General features: G+C 67.5%; 20 protein-coding genes. 12 read left to right on the forward strand and 8 right to left on the reverse strand.

Features of this window, described 5'->3' with window-relative positions:
• Positions 1–7 precede the first annotated feature (7 nt).
• The gene (locus tag TSH20_RS11985; RefSeq protein ID WP_109074936.1) at positions 8–805 is read left to right on the forward strand and encodes an AAA family ATPase; all 798 of its coding nucleotides are present in this window, start codon (positions 8–10) and stop codon (positions 803–805) included.
• A complete protein-coding gene (locus TSH20_RS11990; RefSeq protein ID WP_109074937.1) occupies positions 802–1,713 on the forward strand; it encodes a ParB/RepB/Spo0J family partition protein in 912 nt (303 codons plus the stop codon). The genes TSH20_RS11985 and TSH20_RS11990 overlap by 4 nt, the downstream gene beginning before the upstream one ends.
• 26 nt (positions 1,714–1,739) lie before the next feature.
• On the opposite strand, the gene TSH20_RS11995 is transcribed toward TSH20_RS11990, so the two are convergent.
• From TSH20_RS11995 to TSH20_RS12015, 5 genes are read right to left on the reverse strand one after another with little or no spacing between them, the layout of a single operon-like run.
• Positions 1,740–2,234, reverse strand: a complete 495-nt coding sequence (locus TSH20_RS11995; RefSeq protein WP_109074938.1) for a dihydrofolate reductase — start codon at positions 2,232–2,234, stop codon at positions 1,740–1,742.
• A 33-nt stretch (positions 2,235–2,267) separates the two neighbouring features.
• A complete protein-coding gene (hemW, locus tag TSH20_RS12000) occupies positions 2,268–3,437 on the reverse strand; it encodes a radical SAM family heme chaperone HemW (RefSeq protein WP_109074939.1) in 1,170 nt (389 codons plus the stop codon).
• On the reverse strand, positions 3,425–4,024 hold the full coding sequence (rdgB, locus tag TSH20_RS12005; protein WP_109074940.1) for an RdgB/HAM1 family non-canonical purine NTP pyrophosphatase: 600 nt from the start codon (positions 4,022–4,024) through the stop codon (positions 3,425–3,427). Before rdgB ends, hemW begins: the two co-directional genes overlap by 13 nt.
• A gap of 42 nt (positions 4,025–4,066) precedes the next feature.
• Positions 4,067–4,786, reverse strand: coding sequence for a ribonuclease PH (rph, locus tag TSH20_RS12010; protein WP_109074941.1), 720 nt, complete (start codon positions 4,784–4,786; stop codon positions 4,067–4,069).
• 39 nt (positions 4,787–4,825) lie between these two features.
• Positions 4,826–6,109, reverse strand: a complete 1,284-nt coding sequence (locus TSH20_RS12015; protein WP_199231964.1) for an MFS transporter — start codon at positions 6,107–6,109, stop codon at positions 4,826–4,828.
• A 306-nt stretch (positions 6,110–6,415) separates the two neighbouring features.
• Here TSH20_RS12015 and TSH20_RS12020 point away from each other — a divergent pair, with 306 nt between their 5' ends.
• The 3 genes from TSH20_RS12020 (at position 6,416) to TSH20_RS12030 (ending at position 9,484) form a co-directional block, all read left to right on the forward strand.
• Complete coding sequence (locus TSH20_RS12020; RefSeq protein ID WP_109074943.1) at positions 6,416–8,680, forward strand: NADP-dependent malic enzyme; 2,265 nt, start codon at positions 6,416–6,418, stop codon at positions 8,678–8,680.
• 103 nt (positions 8,681–8,783) lie between these two features.
• Positions 8,784–9,032, forward strand: a complete 249-nt coding sequence (locus tag TSH20_RS12025) for a type II toxin-antitoxin system prevent-host-death family antitoxin (protein WP_109074944.1) — start codon at positions 8,784–8,786, stop codon at positions 9,030–9,032.
• Entirely contained in the window at positions 9,029–9,484 is a 456-nt protein-coding gene (locus tag TSH20_RS12030; RefSeq protein ID WP_109074945.1) for a PIN domain-containing protein, read from the forward strand. Before TSH20_RS12025 ends, TSH20_RS12030 begins: the two co-directional genes overlap by 4 nt.
• Positions 9,485–9,502: 18 nt before the next feature.
• On the opposite strand, the gene TSH20_RS12035 is transcribed toward TSH20_RS12030, so the two are convergent.
• Both TSH20_RS12035 and TSH20_RS12040 read right to left on the reverse strand, forming a co-directional pair.
• The gene (locus tag TSH20_RS12035) at positions 9,503–10,060 is read right to left on the reverse strand and encodes a GNAT family N-acetyltransferase (RefSeq protein ID WP_109075009.1); all 558 of its coding nucleotides are present in this window, start codon (positions 10,058–10,060) and stop codon (positions 9,503–9,505) included.
• A gap of 11 nt (positions 10,061–10,071) precedes the next feature.
• The gene (locus tag TSH20_RS12040) at positions 10,072–10,677 is read right to left on the reverse strand and encodes an XRE family transcriptional regulator (protein WP_109074946.1); all 606 of its coding nucleotides are present in this window, start codon (positions 10,675–10,677) and stop codon (positions 10,072–10,074) included.
• Between the two features lie 174 nt (positions 10,678–10,851).
• Here TSH20_RS12040 and TSH20_RS12045 point away from each other — a divergent pair, with 174 nt between their 5' ends.
• The 7 genes from TSH20_RS12045 to TSH20_RS12075 all read left to right on the forward strand — a co-directional run bounded on the left by TSH20_RS12045 (position 10,852) and on the right by TSH20_RS12075 (position 18,923).
• Positions 10,852–12,474, forward strand: coding sequence for an ATP-binding protein (locus TSH20_RS12045; RefSeq protein ID WP_109074947.1), 1,623 nt, complete (start codon positions 10,852–10,854; stop codon positions 12,472–12,474).
• A gap of 128 nt (positions 12,475–12,602) precedes the next feature.
• A complete protein-coding gene (locus tag TSH20_RS12050) occupies positions 12,603–13,646 on the forward strand; it encodes a PstS family phosphate ABC transporter substrate-binding protein (RefSeq protein WP_109074948.1) in 1,044 nt (347 codons plus the stop codon).
• 58 nt (positions 13,647–13,704) lie between these two features.
• Entirely contained in the window at positions 13,705–15,087 is a 1,383-nt protein-coding gene (pstC, locus tag TSH20_RS12055; RefSeq protein WP_109074949.1) for a phosphate ABC transporter permease subunit PstC, read from the forward strand.
• Entirely contained in the window at positions 15,080–16,384 is a 1,305-nt protein-coding gene (gene pstA / locus TSH20_RS12060) for a phosphate ABC transporter permease PstA (RefSeq protein WP_109074950.1), read from the forward strand. The genes pstC and pstA overlap by 8 nt, the downstream gene beginning before the upstream one ends.
• A 91-nt stretch (positions 16,385–16,475) precedes the next feature.
• Entirely contained in the window at positions 16,476–17,222 is a 747-nt protein-coding gene (pstB, locus tag TSH20_RS12065) for a phosphate ABC transporter ATP-binding protein PstB (RefSeq protein ID WP_247871319.1), read from the forward strand.
• A 95-nt stretch (positions 17,223–17,317) separates the two neighbouring features.
• Positions 17,318–18,022, forward strand: coding sequence for a phosphate regulon transcriptional regulator PhoB (phoB, locus tag TSH20_RS12070; RefSeq protein WP_083896944.1), 705 nt, complete (start codon positions 17,318–17,320; stop codon positions 18,020–18,022).
• Positions 18,023–18,194: 172 nt separating this feature from the next.
• The gene (locus TSH20_RS12075; RefSeq protein ID WP_109074952.1) at positions 18,195–18,923 is read left to right on the forward strand and encodes an SAM-dependent chlorinase/fluorinase; all 729 of its coding nucleotides are present in this window, start codon (positions 18,195–18,197) and stop codon (positions 18,921–18,923) included.
• Positions 18,924–19,011: 88 nt separating this feature from the next.
• Here the strand turns inward: TSH20_RS12075 and TSH20_RS12080 are convergent, their stop codons facing one another.
• On the reverse strand, positions 19,012–19,737 hold the full coding sequence (locus tag TSH20_RS12080) for a Bax inhibitor-1/YccA family protein (protein WP_109074953.1): 726 nt from the start codon (positions 19,735–19,737) through the stop codon (positions 19,012–19,014).
• Between the last annotated feature and the right edge of the window lie 27 nt (positions 19,738–19,764).

Raw genomic sequence — 19,764 nt, forward strand, 5'->3', positions numbered from 1 at the left:
GGCTGCCATGTCTGCCGTCACCCGTCCCCTTGCCCGCGTGGTTGCGATTGCCAACCAGAAGGGCGGCGTGGGCAAGACCACGACGACGATCAACCTCGCCACCGCGCTCGCCGTCATTGGCAAGCGGGTGCTGGTGATCGACCTCGACCCGCAGGGCAATGCGTCCACCGGTCTCGGCATCCCCCGCTCGGACCGCCGCGTCGGCATCTATGACGTGCTGTTCGACGACGTCTCGCTGGAGCAGGCCGCGACCCCCTCCTCGGTGCCGAACCTGTCGATCATCACCTCCTCGGTCGATCTGTCGGGTGCCGAGATCGAGCTGGTCGGTGCCGAGCGCCGCGAGTTTCGACTGCGCGAGGCGGTCGCCAACAGCGCGCTCGAATACGACTATGTCCTGATCGACTGCCCGCCGGCGCTGGGTCTTCTGACGCTGAACGCTCTGGTCGCGTCCCATGCGGTGATGGTCCCCCTGCAGTGCGAGTTCTACGCGCTGGAGGGTCTCAGCCATCTGGTCCGCACCATCGAACGCGTGAAGCGCGCCTTCAACCCGAACCTGGACATCCACGGCGTCGTGCTGACCATGTTCGACAAGCGCAACAACCTGTCGGACATGGTGGCGGCGGACGTCCGCGGCTTCTTCGGGGAGAAGGTGTACGACACCGTCATCCCGCGCAATGTCAAGGTGTCGGAGGCGCCGTCGCACGGTAAGCCGGTGCTGATCTACGACATGCGCTGCCCCGGATCCCAGGCCTACATCCATCTGGCGGGCGAGGTGCTGCGCCGTGAGAAGAGACTGACCGCATGATCGACGACACCAAGCAAGGGGGCGCCCGCCGTGCCAGCCTGGGCCGCGGCCTTTCCGCCCTGTTCGGCGAGGCGACCGAGGATTACTCGGCACTCGACAAGGTGCGGCAGTCCAAGCAGGTGCCGATCGAGTTCGTGCACCCCGGCAAGTACCAGCCACGGCGAAAGTTCGACGAGGAGGCCATCCAGGGCCTCGTCGACTCCATCCGCGACAAGGGCATCCTGCAGCCCCTTCTCGTCCGCCGCGATGGCGAGGATGCCAATTCCTACGAGCTGATCGCCGGCGAACGCCGCTGGCGCGCCGCGCAGATCGCCGGCCTGCATGAGGTTCCGGTCGTCATCCGCGATCTCAGCGACCGCGAGGCGCTGGAAATCGCGCTGATCGAGAACATCCAGCGCCAGGATCTGACTCCTCTGGAAGAGGCGGAGGGCTATCGCCGCCTGATGGAGGAGTTCGAGCACACGCAGGAGGATCTGGCCCGCGCCGTCGGCAAGAGCCGCAGCCATGTCGCCAACATGATGCGCCTGCTGGCCCTGCCCGATCCCGTCAAGTCGATGGTTCAGGACGGCGCGCTGACCGCCGGCCATGCCCGCGCCCTGCTGACCGCCCCGGATCCGGCCGCCGTAGCCCGCGAGGTGGTGACGCGCGGCCTGAACGTCCGCCAGACCGAAGACCTGATGCGCGGCGATCAGCCGAAGGCGAAGAAAGGCAAGGCCGCGAACGGCGGATCCGGCAACGCTCCGGCGATGAAGGACGTCGACCTGATCAATCTCGAGGAGGAGATCTCCGCCCGCATCGGTCTGAAGGTCGCGATCAATCCGCAGGGCCAACGCGGGACGATCACCATCCATTACCAGACGCTCGACCAGCTGGACGACGTTCTGCACCGGCTGGGTGGCGAAGAGTAAGGGGCTTAAAGGGGGGCGCTTGCCCCCTACCCGCGCACCTTTTCGAGATCGATGTAGCGATAGAACAGCCCATTCTCTTCCATGGGCGCGCTCGACCACACCTCTGCCCATTCCGCCCCGATGGGCGGCATCACCGTGTCGCCGTCCACGGTGCTTTCGATGCGGGTCAGGTGCAGGCGATCGGCGATCGGCAGCGTCTCGCGGAACAGGGCGGCACCGCCGATGACGCACAGTTCGGCCGCACCGGAGCCTTGTGCCCACGACACCGCCGCCCCGAGACCGGTGAACCAGCGGGCGCCGTCATGCTCGCCGACGAGGCCCCGATGGCTCACCACCAGATTGTCGCGGCCGGGCAGCGGGCGGCGCGGCAGCGACTCCCAGGTTTTCCGACCCATCAGGATCGGTTTTCCCATCGTCAATTCCCTGAACCGGCGCAGGTCGCTGGGAAGATGCCAGGGAAGCCGGCCGTCCCGGCCGATCACATCGTTCGTTGCGGCAGCGACGATCAGGCTGATGAGCATCCCCTGCCCTTTCCCGATTGAAGACACGGGATCTTACGCCAGAATTGCGCTGAGCACCGCGTTCAGACGCTGTAGCCCCTCCGATGTCGCAACCAGACGGTCGGCATCGCGCGTCAGGAAACCGCCGTCGATCAGGCGGGACAGTGCCGACGGATCGACGAAATCGTCGAGAGTCCGGCCGGTTTCCTCCACCAGACGGGCAAGCCGCACCCCCTCGCTCAGGCGCAGCCCCATCATCAGCAGTTCGGTGCCGCGGGCATCACGGTCGATGGGATCGGGGGGGGCGGCACCATGCCCGTCGCGCTCCACCCGTTCCAGCCAGATCTCCGGGGCGCGGTGGGCGCGGGTGGCGGACTTCCCGCCATCCAGCGTCAGCCGGCCATGGGCGCCGGGACCGATGCCGACATAATCGCCATAGCGCCAATAGGTCAGGTTGTGGCGGCTTTCCTCGCCGGGGCGGGCATGGTTGGAAATCTCGTAGGCCGGCAGCCCGGCCGCCGTCAGCTGGCTCTGCGTCGCCTCGTAGAGATCGCCGGCCACATCCTCGTCAGGCAGCACCAGATCGCCGCGGGCATGCAGCGGATAGAAGGCGGTGCCCTCCTCGATCGTCAGCTGATAGACCGACAGATGGCCGACCGCGTAATCCAGCGCCCGCGCCAGCTCCGCCTGCCAGGCCGCCACCGTCTGGCCGGGACGGGCATAGATCAGGTCGAAGGAAAAGCGGTCGAAGGTCCGCGCCGCCAGCTCGATGGCGCCGGTCGCCTCCGCCGCATTGTGTTGGCGGCCGAGGAACTTCAGGCTGGCGTCGTCCAGCGCCTGGATGCCCAGCGAAACGCGGTTGATCCCGGCTGTGCGGAAGGCGCGGAACTTGTCGGCTTCGACGGAGGTCGGGTTGGCCTCCAGCGTAACCTCGAGCCCGTCGGCCACCGGCCAGCGTTGGGCGACACGGTCGATGACGGCACCGACAGTCGAGGGTTCCATCAGCGACGGGGTGCCGCCGCCGAAGAAGATCGAGGTGACCGTGCGGCCGGCGGTCAGGTCGGCGTAATGGTCCAGCTCGCGCAGCAGCCCTGCCCGCCAGCGGTCATGGTCGACCCGCTCGCGGACATGGCTGTTGAAATCGCAATAGGGGCACTTCGATTTGCAGAAGGGCCAATGGACGTAGAGGGCAAAACCAGGATCAGACACGCTCACCGGAAGCACCGCTCCACCAGTTGGCGGAAGGCGTCGGCGCGGTGGCTCATCTCGTGCTTCTTGGCCGGATCCATCTCGCCGAAAGACAGCTCGTGGCCGTCCGGCAGGAACATCGGGTCATAGCCGAAGCCATGCGGCCCGCGCGGCGGCCACACCAGCGTGCCGTAGCAGCGACCCTCCACCGTCTCGACATGGCCGTCCGGCCAGGCGAGCGACAGGGCGCAGACGAAATAGGCGCTGCGGTCCGCCTTCCCTGTCAGCCCGTCCTCGACCTTCCGCATCGCCATGGCGAAGTCCTTGGTCGGGCCGGCCCAGCGGGCGGAATAGATGCCGGGATCGCCGTTCAGCGCCGGCACCACCAGCCCGCTGTCGTCGGCGAGCGCGACATGGCCGGCGGCGGCGGCGGCCTTCGCCTTCAGTTCCGCATTGGCGATGAAGGTGGTCCCGGTCTCTTCCGGTTCGGGCAGGCCCAGTTCCCCGGCCGAGGTGAAGGTGGCGACATAGGGGCCGAGCAAATCGGCGATCTCGCGCACCTTGCCTTTGTTGTGGCTGGCGATGACGAGCGTGTCGCCGGTGAAGCGGCGGGGAGCGGACATGGTAACGGACCTCTGGATGATGGACCTCTGGCAGATGCCGGCTTACTTGATGCCGAGGACCTGCTTCTGCAACGCCACCAGCTCGTTGACGCCCTTGCGGGCGAGCGCCAGCAGCTCCATGAACTGCGGCTCGGAGAAGGGGGTTTCCTCGGCGGTGCCCTGGATTTCAACGATGCCGGCCTTGCCGGTCAGGACGAAGTTGGCGTCGGCCTGAGCCTTGGAGTCCTCGTCATAGTCGAGGTCGAGCACGGCATTGCCCTGATAGAGGCCGCAAGACACGGCGGCGACCTGATCGGTCAGCGGCATGGTCTTCAGCGCGCCGATCTGCATCAGGTGCTGGAAGGCGAGATGCAGGGCGACATAGCTGCCGGTGATGGCGGCGGTGCGGGTGCCGCCGTCGGCCTGGATGACGTCGCAGTCGATCTTGATCTGCTTCTCGCCCATGGCAGACCGGTCGGTGACGGCGCGCAGCGCACGGCCGATCAGGCGCTGGATTTCCTGGGTGCGGCCGGACTGCTTGCCCTTCGCCGCTTCGCGGTCGGTGCGGCTGTGGGTGGAGCGCGGCAGCATGCCGTATTCGGCGGTGACCCAGCCGAGCCCGGTGTTCTTCAGGAAACGCGGCACCGTCTCGTCGACGCTGGCGGTGCACAGCACATGCGTGTTGCCGAAGCGCACCATGCAGGAGCCCTCGGCATAGCGGCTGAAGCCGGGCTCGAGGGAGACGGTGCGCAGTTGGTCGAAGGCGCGGCCGGAGGGGCGCATGGGCATCATTCCGAAGATCGTTTGCGGTTCGGCGGCAAGCTAACGGCTCTGCCCGCCCCCGTCCAGCACGGCGTCGGCGATCATTGGTGGCGGTGCCGGGCGCGTCGCCCGCTCCAGCCACAGGGTCAGCAGCGGCACGGCAAGCCCAATGGTGATGGAGATGGTCGCCATGGTCGTCACATGCTCCAGCTGGCCGTCGGCGCCGTTGGTCAGGATCTCCGCCGACAGGAAGGCGCCGAAGGCGGAGCTGAGATGCTGCACCGCCGACACCAGCGCCATGAATCCAGCGCGCTCCTGCGGGTCCGGCACGCGGGAGAAGGCGGCGCCGTTGGCGACCATGCGGATGCCGACGAAGGTCATGAAGAAGGGGAACAGCCCAAGCACCGGCATCCAGGGCCGGTAGCCGATGAAGGCGAAGAAGATCACCAGGCTCAGCCCCACCGTCGCGGCGAAGGTGACGGCGCTGGAGCCATGGCGGTCGACCAGCCGCCCGGCCCAGCGCGCGGCGAAGAAGCTCAGCGTGCCGCCGGTCATATAGACCAGGCTCAGATGGTCGCGCGGGAAGCCCAGATTGCCCTGCACATAGGCGGCGATGTTGGGGACGATCATGAACTGCTGGACCTGCACCAGCGCCACGGTGGCATAGGCCAGCCAGACCTTGCGGCGCGACAGCAGCGCCGTCATCCGCACCCAGGCCCCCGTCTTCACCCCTGTCCCGGCGAGATGCGCGCGCTGCGGCGGCAGGATGGCGATGGCGGCCACGGCGACGATCAGGCCGGCGAAGGCCACTGCGAAGAAGGGCAGCCGCCAGCCGCCATAGAGCGTCAGCTCCAGCCCCACCGGCACCCCGGCGATGGCCGACAGCGAGAAGGCGGACATGACCGCACCCATCGCCTGCCCCCGCCGCTGCGGCGCCACCTGATCGGTCACCGTGGCGATGGCGACCGCGACGGCCGGGCCGCCGAACAGTCCGGCAAGCACGCGCGCCGCCAGCAGCGATGGAAAGTCCCAGGCCAGCCCGCCCAATGCCGTGGAGACGATCAGTCCGGCCATGGCGACGGCAAGCGCCCGGCGCCGGTCGAAGCGGTCGAGCAGCATCGAGCCGATCAGCCCGGCCAAGGCCGCAGCGGCGGTATAGCTGCCGCCGATATAGCCGATGTGCGCCGCCGGGATGTTCAGCGCCCGGGCGAAGTCGGGACCGAGCGGCATCACCATCATGAAATCGAGGATGTTGATGAACTGTACCGCCGCGATCACCAGCGTGATGCGGCGTTCGTCCGGCGTCAGCGCGATGGGAGCCGCAGATTTGGGGGCCAGGGACAAGATGGCGGCTCCGGGAGGGAATAAGCGCGTCGGTTGTGTTCCGCACCGCATTATACCAGCCGTCTCCCAGCCGTCCCAACCGGCATGGTCATGCACGGAAAGCGGATCAGATAGGACGTGAAGCAAACTGGATGTGTCGCCAATCGTCAAAAAAATGCATGATTCGTACAAAAAGCAGGCGATGGAGGCTTGGCGAGTTGCGCGTGCGGCGTATACCATCGCGGCCCCACCGTCGGCAGCGCACCGCACAAAAGGCACCAACGAAGACCGACGGGCATCAGCACTCCGTTGAGGAACACGACATCCATGTCCGACACCAAGCGCGTCACCGACGAAGAGGCCCTGCTGCTGCATTCCAGCGGCCGGCCCGGCAAGCTGGAAATCACTCCGACCAAGCCGCTGACCACCCAGCGTGATCTGGCGCTGGCCTATTCGCCCGGCGTCGCCGCGCCCTGCCTGCGCATCGCCGAGGATCCGTCCCTTGCCTATGACTACACGGCCAAGGGAAACATCGTCGCCATCATCTCCAACGGCACGGCCGTGCTGGGTCTGGGCGACCTGGGCGCGCTCGCCGGCAAGCCGGTGATGGAAGGCAAGGCGGTGCTGTTCAAGCGCTTCGCCGATGTCGACGGCATCGACCTGGAGGTCGACACCCGCGACGTGGACGAGTTCGTCAACTGCGTGCGCTTCCTCGGCCCCAGCTTCGGCGGCATCAATCTGGAAGACATCAAGGCGCCCGACTGCTTCATCATCGAGGAGCGGCTGCGCGAGCTGCTGGACATCCCGGTCTTCCACGACGACCAGCACGGCACCGCGATCATCGCCGCCGCCGGCCTGATCAATGCCTGCGACATCACCGGCCGCCGAATCGAAGACGTGAAGATGGTGGTGAACGGCGCCGGCGCGGCGGGCATCGCCTGCGCCGAGCTGTTCTGCACGATGGGTGTTTCACGTGAAAACATCATCCTGTGCGACACCAAGGGCGTGGTCTATCGCGGCCGCACCAACGGCATGAACCAGTGGAAGTCGTCCTTCGCCGTCGACACCGACAAGCGCACGCTGGAAGAGGCGGTGGCCGGCTCCGACGTGTTCGTCGGCCTGTCGGCCAAGGGGGCGATGACCCAGGAGATGGTGAAGTCGATGGCGGCCAAGCCGATCATCTTCGCGCTCGCCAACCCCGATCCGGAGATCACGCCGGAGGATGTGAAGGCGGTGCGCGCCGATGCCATCGTGGCGACCGGCCGCTCCGACTATCCCAACCAGGTCAACAACGTCCTGGGCTTCCCCTACCTGTTCCGCGGCGCGCTGGACGTCCGCGCCACCACCATCAACGAGGCGATGAAGGTCGCCGCCGCCAAGGCGCTGGCGGCGCTGGCGCGCGAGGATGTGCCGGACGAGGTCGACGCCGCCTATTCCGGGCGCCGGCTGCGCTATGGCCCGGACTACATCATTCCGGTGCCCTTCGACCCGCGCCTGATCGTCACCGTCCCGGCCGCCGTCGCCCAGGCGGCGATGGAAAGTGGCGTGGCGCGCAAGCCGATCCTCGATCTGACCAGCTACAAGCACAGCCTGCGCACCCGTCTGGATCCGACCGCCGACAGTCTGGAGCTGATCCTGGAGAAGGTGCGGACCAACCCGCGCCGCGTCGTCTTCGCCGAGGGCGAGGAGGAGCGGACGATCCGCGCCGCCATGGCCTTCCGCGCCCACGGCTATGGCATCCCGGTTCTGATCGGCCGCGAGGAGGTCATCAAGGAACAGCTGGCGGCGATGGGCCAGCCGCACATCCAGTTCGAAATCCACAACGCCCGCCTGTCAGACGCCAACCGCCGCTATGCCGACCACCTCTACCGCCGTTTGCAGCGCAAGGGTGCCCTGCTGCGCGACTGCCAGCGGATGGTCAACCAGGACCGCAACGTCTTCGCCGCCTGCATGGTGGCGCAGGGCGACGCCCACGCCATGGTGACCGGCCTGACCCGCAGCTTCGGCGTCGCGTACGAGGAAATCCGCCGCGTCATCGACTCGAAGGCGAGCGAGCCGGTGTTCGGCCTGCACCTGTTCATCACCCGCAGCCGCACCGTCTTCATCGCCGACACCACCGTCCATGTCCGTCCCGACGGCAAGACCTTGGCCGACATCGCCGTCGGTGCCGCGGCCAAGGCCCGGCAGATGGGGCACGAGCCGCGGATCGCGATGTTGTCCTTCTCCAACTTCGGCCAGACGCCGCACCCGAACACCGATCCGCTGCGGGAAGCCTTGTCGATCCTCGACAGCCGCCGGGTCGATTTCGAGTATGACGGCGAGATGTCGGCCGACGTGGCGCTGGATTACCAGCTGATGAAGCGGGTCTACCCGTTCTCGCGGCTGTCCGGTCCGGCGAACGTGCTGATCATGCCCGGCCTGCATTCCGCCAACATCTCGGCCAAGCTGCTGAACAAGATGGCCGGCGGCCAGATGATCGGCCCGCTGCTGATCGGCCTGGACAAGCCGGCGCAGATCGTCACCATGGGCGCCTCGGTCAACGACATCGTCACCGCCGCAGCGCTGGCGGCGCACGACTCGCTGCCCTGGTGAGGTGAGGTGCTCCCTCCTCCATTCCGGTGAAGGAGGGAGCATGGTCTTTCCGGCTGGGGTGGCCTATAGTCCGTAAAGGATATCTTGCGAGTGAGGGCTGCCCATGCCGGACAGTCTCGTCAGTGCGGCGGAAGCGAACCGCGACTTTACAAAGATGTTGCGCGAAGTCGAAGGCGGCGCACGCATCACCATTACCAAGGATGGCAAACCGGTGGCCATCCTCTCGCCGGCCGCCGCATCCATGGACGTCGATCGCAGCCACGCACATCGGCGGATGATGGATTTGCTTGCGCAAGGACTGCCGCTCGATTTCCGTGGCGGAGTCGACCGTGACGATGTGCATGCCCGATGATGTTGACTGGCATCGATACCAACATTCTTCTCTATGCCGCTGACAGCGCCGGTGACCCTGTAAAGCATCACATCGCCATCACCCTTCTCGATCGGCTGGGTGCCAGCGGGCGAGGGGTGTTGCCGCTTCAGACGCTGACCGAGTTCTATTCAGTCGCGGTCAGGAAATACCGTGCTCCTCCGGAACAGGCCTCACGATACGTCGATGTGTGGAGCGGCGTTTTCTCCGTCCGCGAGGCTGTCTTCGCGGATGTCGCTGATGCCATGCGCGTGCACCGCGACCATGGCGTCCAATTCTGGGACGGCATGATTTGGTCGGTGGTCAAGCGTGTGGGTGCTCGTGTCCTATTCAGCGAGGATTTGCAGGATGGCCGGGAGCTTGAAGGGGTTCGCTTTATGAACCCGTTCTCCCCGGCTAACGCATCGGCTCTCGAGGAATTCCTTGCGTCCTAGCTCTATCTAAACTGCCGCTCACCCCAACGCCTTGTAAAAGTACGTCGTATCGCAGAACCCGCCTTTCGGCCACAAAGCGTAGTTCGGGATGACGCCGACCTTCACCCAGCCGGCCCGTTCATACAGCCGTTCGGCCTCGGGCGATGCGGTGTCCAGCACCAGCAGGGTCTTGCCGGCGGCACGAGCCGCGTCCTCAGCCGCCTGCATCAGGGCGGCGCCGACGCCCCGGCGGCGGGCGCGGCGGTGAACCAGCATCTTGGACAGGTCGGCACGATGCGGCTGGTTCGGCGGCTGGCCGACGACAAGCTGGACGGTGCCCAGCACGCCCTCCCCGTCCTCCGCCACCAGCAGGATGCGCTCCCCCTGCTCCACCCCGGCAACCACCTGCCGCCAGAAGCCTTCGGCGGTGGGGCGGTCAAGCGGCGCCATGAAGCTGACCGACGCACCGCCCGCCACGCAATCCAGCAGTACGTCGGTCAGCCCCGGCACGGCTGCGTGAGCCTCCACAGAAGACAGCACGCGCACCGTCACGACTTCTCCATTCAGCTGTCTGGCATCTGCGCAGGCGCTGTCCATGGCATGCTCCATCAGCGTTTAACCGCGTTTAAAGCTGGGCGCCCGTCGGTGGTCAGCGCCACGATGTAGCGGGCGGTCCGGTCGGTCGGATTGTGGAAGCCGGTCGGCCGGTCGAGCCGCATGGCAAGGCAGTCGCCGACGGACAGCCGGTGCGTCACCTCCCCCACCGTCAGTTCGATGGTGCCGTCCAGCAGATAGACCTGCTGCTCCACCACGGCGGCGCGGTTGCCGCTGTCGTAGGAGACGCGAGCGCCCGGCGGCAGCTCCACCTCCACCAGTTCGATGGGCGACGGATAGCCCGGCGGTGACAGATTGCGCCGACGATAGCCGGTGGCGGGGTCGGCCCAGGCGATCTGGTCGGCGCGGCGTGCGACCGGGCTGGCATCCTCGCGCTCGGCTTCCGCGAACAATGCCGCCAACGTCACCCCCAATCCGGCGGCCAGCCGGTCGAGCACGGAGGCCGTCGGACTGCTCTCCCCCCGTTCCACCAGCGAGATCATCGAGCGGCTTACGCCCGAGCGCTCGGCCAAACCATCCAGCGTCAGGCCCCGATCCGCCCGCAGGGCGCGCAACCGGGTGGCGAGACGGCTGTCGATATCGTTTCCAGCACTTTCCATGAAGATAGAATGCTGCTCCAAGATAGTGGAGTCAACGATCCACCGCATTGTCATGCCCATGAATCTTTTATGACCGTCGCGCGGTGTGCGCGACGATGGTGTAGAAGGGCCATGCAAAAGGACTGAACGTCACGCTGTCCGCCCCTGCCCATACTCGAACCCGGTGCCGACCCCATGCGCCCGAAGGCGTTGCCGCCCGCCCCGCTGTTGACTGCGATCCTGCTGATGCTGGTGCCGATGGCCGGCGTGCTGGCCTGGGCGGTCCATGCCGGGGCGCTGCATGGCGGGCTTGCGCTGGCCGCGGCTGCGGCGGCGCTGGTGGGCGCGGTCCTGGTCCTGCGCACCTACCGCGGCGATGCCGACGCGATGACCGACTACGCCGGCCGGCTGGCCGAGACCGACGAGCCGCTGGCCCCGGCCGGCACGCCGCCCGCCTTGAAGGCGCTGGCCGCGACCATCGGCCGTCTGCACCGGGTCGGCCTGCGCCGGGCCGAGAGCGTGCGGATGCAGCTCGATGCCGACGAGGCGGTGATCGACGCCCTGCCCGCCCCGCTGCTGCTGATGGATGCCGAACGGCAGGTGGTGCGCGCCAACCGGACCGCGCGGGAGCTGTTCGGCGACAAGGTCGTCGACCGCGACCTCGCTTCGTCCTTGCGCACGCCGGCGGTGCTGGAGGCGGTGGACTCCGTGCTGCGCGGCGGTGCGTCGCGCATCATCGAGTTCACGCTGCCGGTTCCGGTGGAGCGCAGTTTCGAAGCGCAGGTGAAGCCGTTCCAGCGGCTGGTGCCCGAACCCGATCCGTCCCTGCTTGATGGCGATATCGAGGAGGAGCCGGCGCCGCGCCCGCCCACCGTCGCCCGCATGGCGATCCTGACCCTGCACGACGTCACCGCCGCCCGCCGGTCGGAGCAGATGCGCGCCGACTTCATCGCCAACGCCAGCCACGAGCTGCGCACGCCGCTGTCCTCGTTGCTGGGCTTCATCGAGACGCTGCGCGGCCCCGCCCGTGACGATCCGGAGGCGCAGGACCGCTTCCTGGCGATCATGCACGATCAGGCCAGCCGTATGACCCGGCTGGTCAACGACCTGCTGTCGCTGTCCCGCATCGAACTGGACGAGCATATGCCGCCCAGTGGCCGGGTCGACGTGGTGGAGGAGCTGGAGAACGTCATCGCCGCGCTGCAGCTGAAGGCGGCGGAGCGCCGCATCCGCCTGCGTCTGGAAGCGCCGGAGGAACTACCGCCCGTTGTCGGCGACGAGGACCAGCTGACCCAGGTCTTCCAGAACCTCGTCAGCAACGCGATCAAATACACGCGCGAAGACACCGACGTGATCGTCACCGTCGCACTGGCCGACGGGGCGGCGGTGGGCTTCACCGGCCTGCCCGCGTCCGGCGGTGCGGTGAAGGACAAGCGCGCATTGCGTGGCGGTACCGCGATGGTGTCGGTGTCGGTGCGCGACCGGGGCGACGGCATCGCCCGCACCCATCTGCCCCGCCTGACCGAACGCTTCTACCGCGTCGATGCCGCGCGATCCCGCGCCATGGGCGGCACCGGGCTGGGGCTGGCCATCGTCAAGCATATCCTGAACCGTCACCGCGGCCGCCTGACCATCGAAAGCGAGGTCGGGGTGGGCAGCGCCTTCACGGTTTATCTGCCGGCGGTGGGAGAGGCCGCATCTCCTTCTCCCCCCCGGGGAGAGGGCCGGGCTGAGGGGGACACACTGCGTATCGTTTCCAAAGCTACCGCCGCGCTCCCCCCTCACCCTAGGGGAGAGAGGGGATTGGGTGGGGTGTGAGAGAAACCCATCATTCTGTGACGCCGTCATGAAAGTGTCATAAAAACGCAATCATTCGGTCGCCCTCCCGGTCTATGGTCCGCGCCATTCCGATGGACCAGTCTCCGTTTCCTCAAGGAGGGGCACCCGTGACCACCCGGACGCATGTCTTCGCCGCGACCGCCCTGGCCTTGGCGCTCGGCCTTGCCGCCGCCCCCGCGTCGGCGCAATCGCGCGACCAGATCCGCGCGGTGGGCTCCTCCACCGTCTTCCCCTTCACCACCGCGGTGGCGGAGGCCTTCGGCAAGACCGGCAAGTTCAAGACCCCGGTGATCGAATCGACCGGCACCGGCGGCGGGCTGAAGCTGTTCTGCGCCGGCGTCGGCCCGGCCCATCCCGACATCGCCAACGCCTCGCGCCGGATCAAGAAGTCGGAGGTCGACCAGTGCGCCGCCAACGGCGTCACCACGATCACCGAACTGAAGATCGGCTATGACGGCATCGCCCTGGCCTCGTCCAAGAAGGCCGCTCCGGTGTCGCTGTCGACCGTCGTGCTGTGGAAGGCGCTGGCGAAGGAGGTGCCGGTGAACGGCGCGCTGGTCGCCAATCCTTACAAGCTGTGGTCCGACATCGACCCGTCGCTGCCCAAGGCGGCGATCGAGGTGCTGGGTCCGCCGCCCACCTCCGGTACGCGCGACACCTTCAACGAGTTGGCGATGCTGGAAGGCTGCAGGAAGGTGGCCGAAGTCGCCAAGGCGGTTCCCGACGAAAAGGCCCGTGAGCGCGCCTGCATGACCATCCGCGAGGACGGCGCCTATGTCGAGGCCGGCGAGAACGACAACCTGATCGTCCAGAAGCTGACCGCCAACCCCACCGCGTTCGGCGTCTTCGGCTACAGCTATCTCGACCAGAACCGCGACACGCTGCAGGCGGCGAAGATGGACGGGGTCGACCTGACGGCGGAGACGGTGGCCGCCGGAAAGTACGAGCTGGCGCGCCCGCTCTACATCTATGTCAAGAACGCCCATGCAGGCGTCATTCCGGGCATCCGCGAGTTCATCGGCGAATACACCTCGGAACTCGCGCTGGGCGACGACGGCTATCTGGTCGACAAGGGCCTGATCCCGGAACCGAAGGCGCTGCGCGATACCGCCCGCATCGAGGCGGTGAACCTGACCCCGCTCCAGTTCTGACCAGCCCTTCTCCGCCCGCCTCTTTTCCGCCTGCCCCTCTTCCCCCGAAGCGACCCGCATGCAGCTGACCCTCCTCGCCCTGATCCTGGCCCTGCTCACCGTGATCGGCTTCCTGATCGGCCGGTCGCGCGCGGCGTCGTCGGTCGGCGGACGGGTGGCGGAGCTGCATTCGGTCCCCTCCTACCATGGCGTCTATGTCGCGCTGTGGGCCGGTCTGCCGGCGCTGCTGCTGTTCGTCGCCTGGACGGCGTCGGAAGGCTGGCTGGCGATGCAACTGGTGCTGTCATCATTGCCCGACCGGCTGACCACCGGCGATGGCCAGTCGGTCGCCCTGCTGAAGGCCGATATCCTCAATCTCGCCCACGGCATCGCCACCGGGCGTGAGGCCGATCCGCTGGTGACGGAGGCGGCCCGCCGCTACTCCGCCCTCCGCGACCTTGCCGACTGGAGCCTGCTGGCCTTCGGCGCCAGCCTCGCCGTCGCAGGGCTCGCCTGGGGTCGTCTCCGCATCGGCCCCGACCTGCGTGCCCGTCCGGCGGTGGAGCGGGTTGTGCGGGTGGCGCTGGTGGTCTGCTCGCTGGTCGCCATCCTGACCACGGTCGGCATCGTGCTGTCACTGCTGTTCGAGGCACTGCGCTTCTTCACCGTCGTCTCGCCGCTTGATTTCCTGTTCGGCACCCATTGGAGCCCGCAGATGGCGATGCGGGCCGATCAGGTCGGGTCCAGCGGCTCCTTCGGTGCGATCCCGCTGTTCGCCGGCACGCTTCTCATCACCGTCATCGCGATGCTGGTGGCGGTGCCGGTCGGGCTGATGGCGGCGATCTACATGTCCGAATATGCCGGGCGCGGCGTTCGCACCTGGCTGAAGCCGGCGCTGGAGATCCTGGCCGGCATCCCGACGGTGGTCTACGGCTTCTTCGCCGCGCTGACCATGGCGCCCTTCGTGCGTTCGGTCGGCGAGGCGCTGGGGCTCGACGTCAGCTCGGAATCGGCCTTGGCGGCCGGCATCGTGATGGGGGTGATGATCATCCCCTTCGTCAGCTCGCTGTCGGACGACGTCATCAACTCGGTGCCGCAGAGCCTGCGGGACGGCTCCTATGGCCTCGGCGCCACCAAGTCGGAGACGATCAGGCAGGTGGTGCTGCCGGCGGCGCTGCCGGGCATCGTCGCCGCGGTGATGCTGGCGGTCAGCCGCGCCATCGGCGAGACGATGATCGTCACCATGGCGTCCGGCCTGACCGCCAACCTGACCGCCAACCCGCTGCAGGCGGTCACCACCGTCACCACCCAGATCGCCACGCTGCTGGTCGGCGACCAGGAGTTCGACAGCCCGAAGACGCTGTCGGCCTTCGGCCTCGGCCTTGTGCTGTTCCTCGTCACGCTCTGCCTCAACATGGTCGCCCTGCGGGTGGTCCGGACCTATCGGGAAAAATATGACTGACCTCGTCGAGCAGGACGTGGCGGCCGTGACGCCAACCACAACCCCCGTGAAATCGCGGCTGCGCAGCGAAGCCTTCGCCCACCGTCTGCGCGCCCGCCATGCCGCGGAGCGCCGCTTCCGGCTGGCCGGTGCCGCCGCGGTGGCGTTGGCGGCGCTGATCCTGGTGCTGCTGCTGGGCTCCATCGTCGCCAAGGGCGCCAGTGCCTTTTGGGAAGCGCGCATCCGGCTGGAGGTGACGCTGGACCCGGCGGAGGTCGCCGACCGCAATTACACCGCCCCGTTGCGCCGGGCGCTCTACGCCCAGTTCCCGCAGATCACCGACCGCGCTGGCAAGCGCGTGCTGAACGATCTGCTGTCGTCGGGCGCGCCGTATGAGCTGGAGGCGATGGTCGCCAAGGACCCGGCGCTGGTCGGAACGACCCAGACCGTCTGGGTCCGCGCCGACGACCAGATCGACCAGCTGGTGAAGGGCGGCTACCGCCGCGACCTGCCGGAAAGCGAGCGCGGGCTCAGCGACGCCAAGGTCGCCGCGGCCGACGCGCTGCTGGCCTCCGGCGCGCTGGCGCAGGGCTTCAACACCACCCTGTTCACCGCCGGCGACAGCCGCGAACCGGAACAGGCCGGCATCGGCGGCGCCATCGTCGGCTCGCTGCTGACCCTGCTGGTGACCATGGCTCTGTCGGTGCCGGTCGGCATCGCCGCCGCGGTCTATCTGGAAGAGTTCGCGCCGAAGAACCGCTGGACCGACCTGATCGAGGTGAACATCAACAACCTCGCCGCGGTGCCGTCGATCATCTTCGGCCTGCTGGGTCTGGCGGTGTTTCTGGGATTCTTCGGCATGCCGCGCTCGGCGCCGCTGGTCGGCGGGCTGGTGATGGCGCTGATGACGCTGCCGGTCATCATCATCGCCTCCCGCGTCGCGCTGAAGGCGGTGCCGCCGTCGATCCGTCAGGCGGCGCTGGGCATCGGCGCCTCACCGCTGCAGACGGTGCTGCACCATGTGCTGCCGCTGGCGATGCCCGGCATCCTGACCGGCACCATCATCGGCATGGCCCGAGCCCTGGGCGAGACGGCGCCGCTGCTGATGATCGGCATGGTCGCCTTCATCGTCGACATCCCCCATGGGCTGACCGACAGCGCCACGGTGCTTCCGGTCCAGATCTACATGTGGGCCGACAGCCCGGAACGTGCCTTCACCGAGCGCACCTCCGCGGCGATCCTGATCCTGCTCGGCGTCCTGATCCTGCTGAACGGGGCGGCCGTGATCCTGCGCAAGATTTTCGAGAGACGGTGGTGAGCGCCCCATGAGCATCCCGAGCCCGCTGAAGCTGCGGCCCCGTGGCGACCGGCAACCGAACCGGGCAGCCGCTGCGGCGCTGCCTGCCAAGATGACCGCCCGCGGGGTGAAGGTGTTCTATGGCGCCAAGCAGGCGTTGAAGGGCATCGATCTCGACATCCAGGAAAACCGGGTGCTGGCGCTGATCGGCCCGTCCGGCTGCGGCAAATCGACCTTCCTGCGTTGCCTGAACCGGATGAACGACACCATCGAGGGCTGCCGGGTCGAGGGGCGGATCGCGCTGGACGGCGAGGACGTCTATGGCAAGGCCGTCGATGCGGTGCAGCTGCGCGCCCGTGTCGGCATGGTGTTCCAGAAGCCGAACCCCTTCCCGAAGTCGATCTACGACAACGTCTCCTACGGCCCGCGCATCCACGGCCTCGCTTCCGGACGCGACGAGCTGGACGAGGTGGTGCAGACTTCGCTGAAGCGCGCCGGCCTGTGGGCCGAGGTGAAGGACCGCTTGCGCGAACCCGGCACCAGCCTGTCCGGCGGCCAGCAGCAGCGGCTGTGCATCGCCCGCGCCATCGCCGTCAGCCCCGAGGTGATCCTGATGGACGAGCCCTGTTCTGCGCTCGACCCCATCGCGACCGCCCATATCGAGGAGCTGATCGACGAGCTGCGGGCCAACTACACCATCGTCATCGTCACCCACAACATGCAGCAGGCCGCCCGCGTGTCGCAACGCACCGCCTTCTTCCATCTGGGCGAGATGGTGGAGTGCGACGACACCGAGGAAATCTTCACCAACCCGCGCGACGAGCGCACCCAGGGCTACATCACCGGCCGCTACGGCTGAGTCCTGCCTTACGCCTGCGCCCCCCTTCCCTCCTTTGTTGAAAAGGCTGTCCCATGCCGGTTAACGTCGAGACGCGCGCTGTGAACGGAGCCACCATGAACGCGGCCCTCAAGCCGCTCGTCCTGATCGTCGAGGACGAGGCCGACATCCTGACGCTGCTGAAGTACAACCTGGAAAAGGAAGGCTTCCGCGTCGCCACCGCCAGCGACGGCGAGGAGGCCCTGCTGGCCGCCGGCGAACAGACGCCGCACATCGTGCTGCTCGACTGGATGCTGCCGCTGATGAGCGGGCTGGAGGTCTGCCGCCAGCTGCGCCGCAACGCCAAGACCCGCGACATCCCGATCATCATGCTGACCGCCCGCGGCGAGGAAGGCGACCGGGTGCGCGGCCTGAATTCCGGCGCCGACGACTACATCACCAAACCCTTCTCCCCGACCGAGCTGGTGGCCCGCATGCGCGCCGTGCTGCGCCGCGCCTCTCCCGGCATGACCGACGAGGTTCTGACCTTCGCCGACGTGACGATGGATCTGGCCGCCCACCGCGTACGCCGCAACGGCCGGGACGTACATCTGGGACCGACCGAATTCCGCCTGCTGCGCCACTTCATGCAGCATCCCGGCCGCGTCTTTTCCCGCGAACAGCTGCTCGATCTGGTGTGGGGCCACGACGTGTACGTCGAGCCGCGTACGGTCGACGTACACATCCGCCGCCTGCGCAAGGCGATGAACGAAGAGGACGAGTTGGACCTGATCCGCACCGTGCGGTCGGCGGGGTATGCGCTGGATACGAAGTCGGTGTGAGGATTGCTGGCTTCGATTGCCCCCACCTAACCTCCCCCGCTGGGCGGGGGAGGGACTGCCGCCGCTCTCCCGAACAAGTACTCTCCTGCCTAAGCACTTGTCCCCTCCCCCGCCCAGCGGGGGAGGGTTAGGGTGGGGGCAAGTCAGCAGCGGCACTGGTGAGATTGCTCCCATGATCCTGCTCTTCACCGACTTCGGCCTCTCCGGCCCCTACACCGGCCAGATGAAGGCGGTGTTGGCGCAACAGGCGCCCGGCGTCCCCGTCATCGACCTGTTCGCCGACGCCCCCGCCTTCGACCCGCAGCTGTCCGCCTACCTCCTGGCCGCCTACGCTCCGGCCTTTCCCGCCGGCAGCGTCTTCCTCTGCGTCGTCGATCCCGGCGTCGGCACCGACCGCCGGCCGGTGATCGTGGAGGCCGACGGGCGCTGGTTCGTCGGTCCGGACAACGGCCTGTTCGCCCTGCTGACCCGCCGTGCAACGTCGCTAAACGCCTGGACCATCGACTGGATCCCGGACCGGCTGTCCGCCAGCTTCCATGGCCGCGACCTGTTCGCCCCCGTCGCCGCCGGTCTCGCCACCGGCCGCAGCATCGAGCGCAGCCTGCTCGCCCCAGCCGCCATCAATCGTCCCGACTGGCCGGACGAGTTGGCCCGTATCGTCTATGTCGATGTCTACGGCAACGCCATGACCGGCATGCGCGCCGCTGCCCTGCCCGTCGACGCGGTGCTGTCCACTGCCGGCAGCCGCATCGCCCGTGCCCGCACCTTCGGCGCCGTCGGGCCGGGACAGCCGCTGTGGTACGAGAACTCCAACGGGCTGGCGGAGATCGCCGTCAATCGCGGGCGGGCCGACCGGGTGCTGGGGCTGGCGGTCGGCGATCCAGTGACCGTGGAGTCCTGAACCGCCCCAAAAGAAAGCCGCCCGGAAGCGGGGGGCTTCCGGGCGGCTGCTGCTTGATCCGATGCTTGTCCGATCAGGCGTCTCGGGGTCAGTCGTTGTTGCGCTGGCCCATGAACTGCAGCAGGAACTGGAACAGGTTGATGAAGTCCAGGTACAGCGTCAGGGCGCCCATCAGAGCCAGCTTGCCGGTGCTCTCGTGGTCATAGCCCTCGGCGTAGCTTTCCTTGATCGCCTGGGTGTCATAGGCGGTCAGACCGGTGAAGATCAGCACGCCGATGGCGGAGATCGCGAAGTGCAGGGCCGGCGACTGGAAGAAGATGTTCGCCAAGCCGGCGATCACCAGGCCGATGACGCCCATGATGAGGAACGAGCCCATCTTCGACAGGTCGGCCTTCGTGGTGTAGCCGTACAGGCTCATCGCCAGGAAGGTGGCGGCGGTGACGAAGAAGGTCAGCGCGATCGACGCCCCGGTGAAGACCAGGAAGATGGCCGACATCGACAGGCCCATGGCACCGCAATAGGCCCAGAAGATCATCTGTGCCGATGCGAAGGACAGGCGCTGGATGCCGAAGGACAGCACCATGACGAAGGCCAGCGGGGCCAGCATCACCACCCACTTCAGCGGCGTGCCGAAGATGGCCTGGAGCATGGCCGGGCTGGACGACACGAGCGCGGCGACCAGACCCGTCAGGATCAGGCCGGCACCCATGTAGTTGTACACGCGCAGCATGTGCTGCCGCAGGCCTTCGTCGAAGTATCCCCGATCTGTCGCGCGGCCTGCGGTCGCGAAGCGGTTATAGGTCGGGTCTGCCATGGTTTGGTTTCCTCGGTGGAATTGGGT

The sequence above is a fragment of the Azospirillum sp. TSH20 genome, assembly GCF_003115935.1.
In the GTDB taxonomy this organism is placed as follows: domain Bacteria; phylum Pseudomonadota; class Alphaproteobacteria; order Azospirillales; family Azospirillaceae; genus Azospirillum.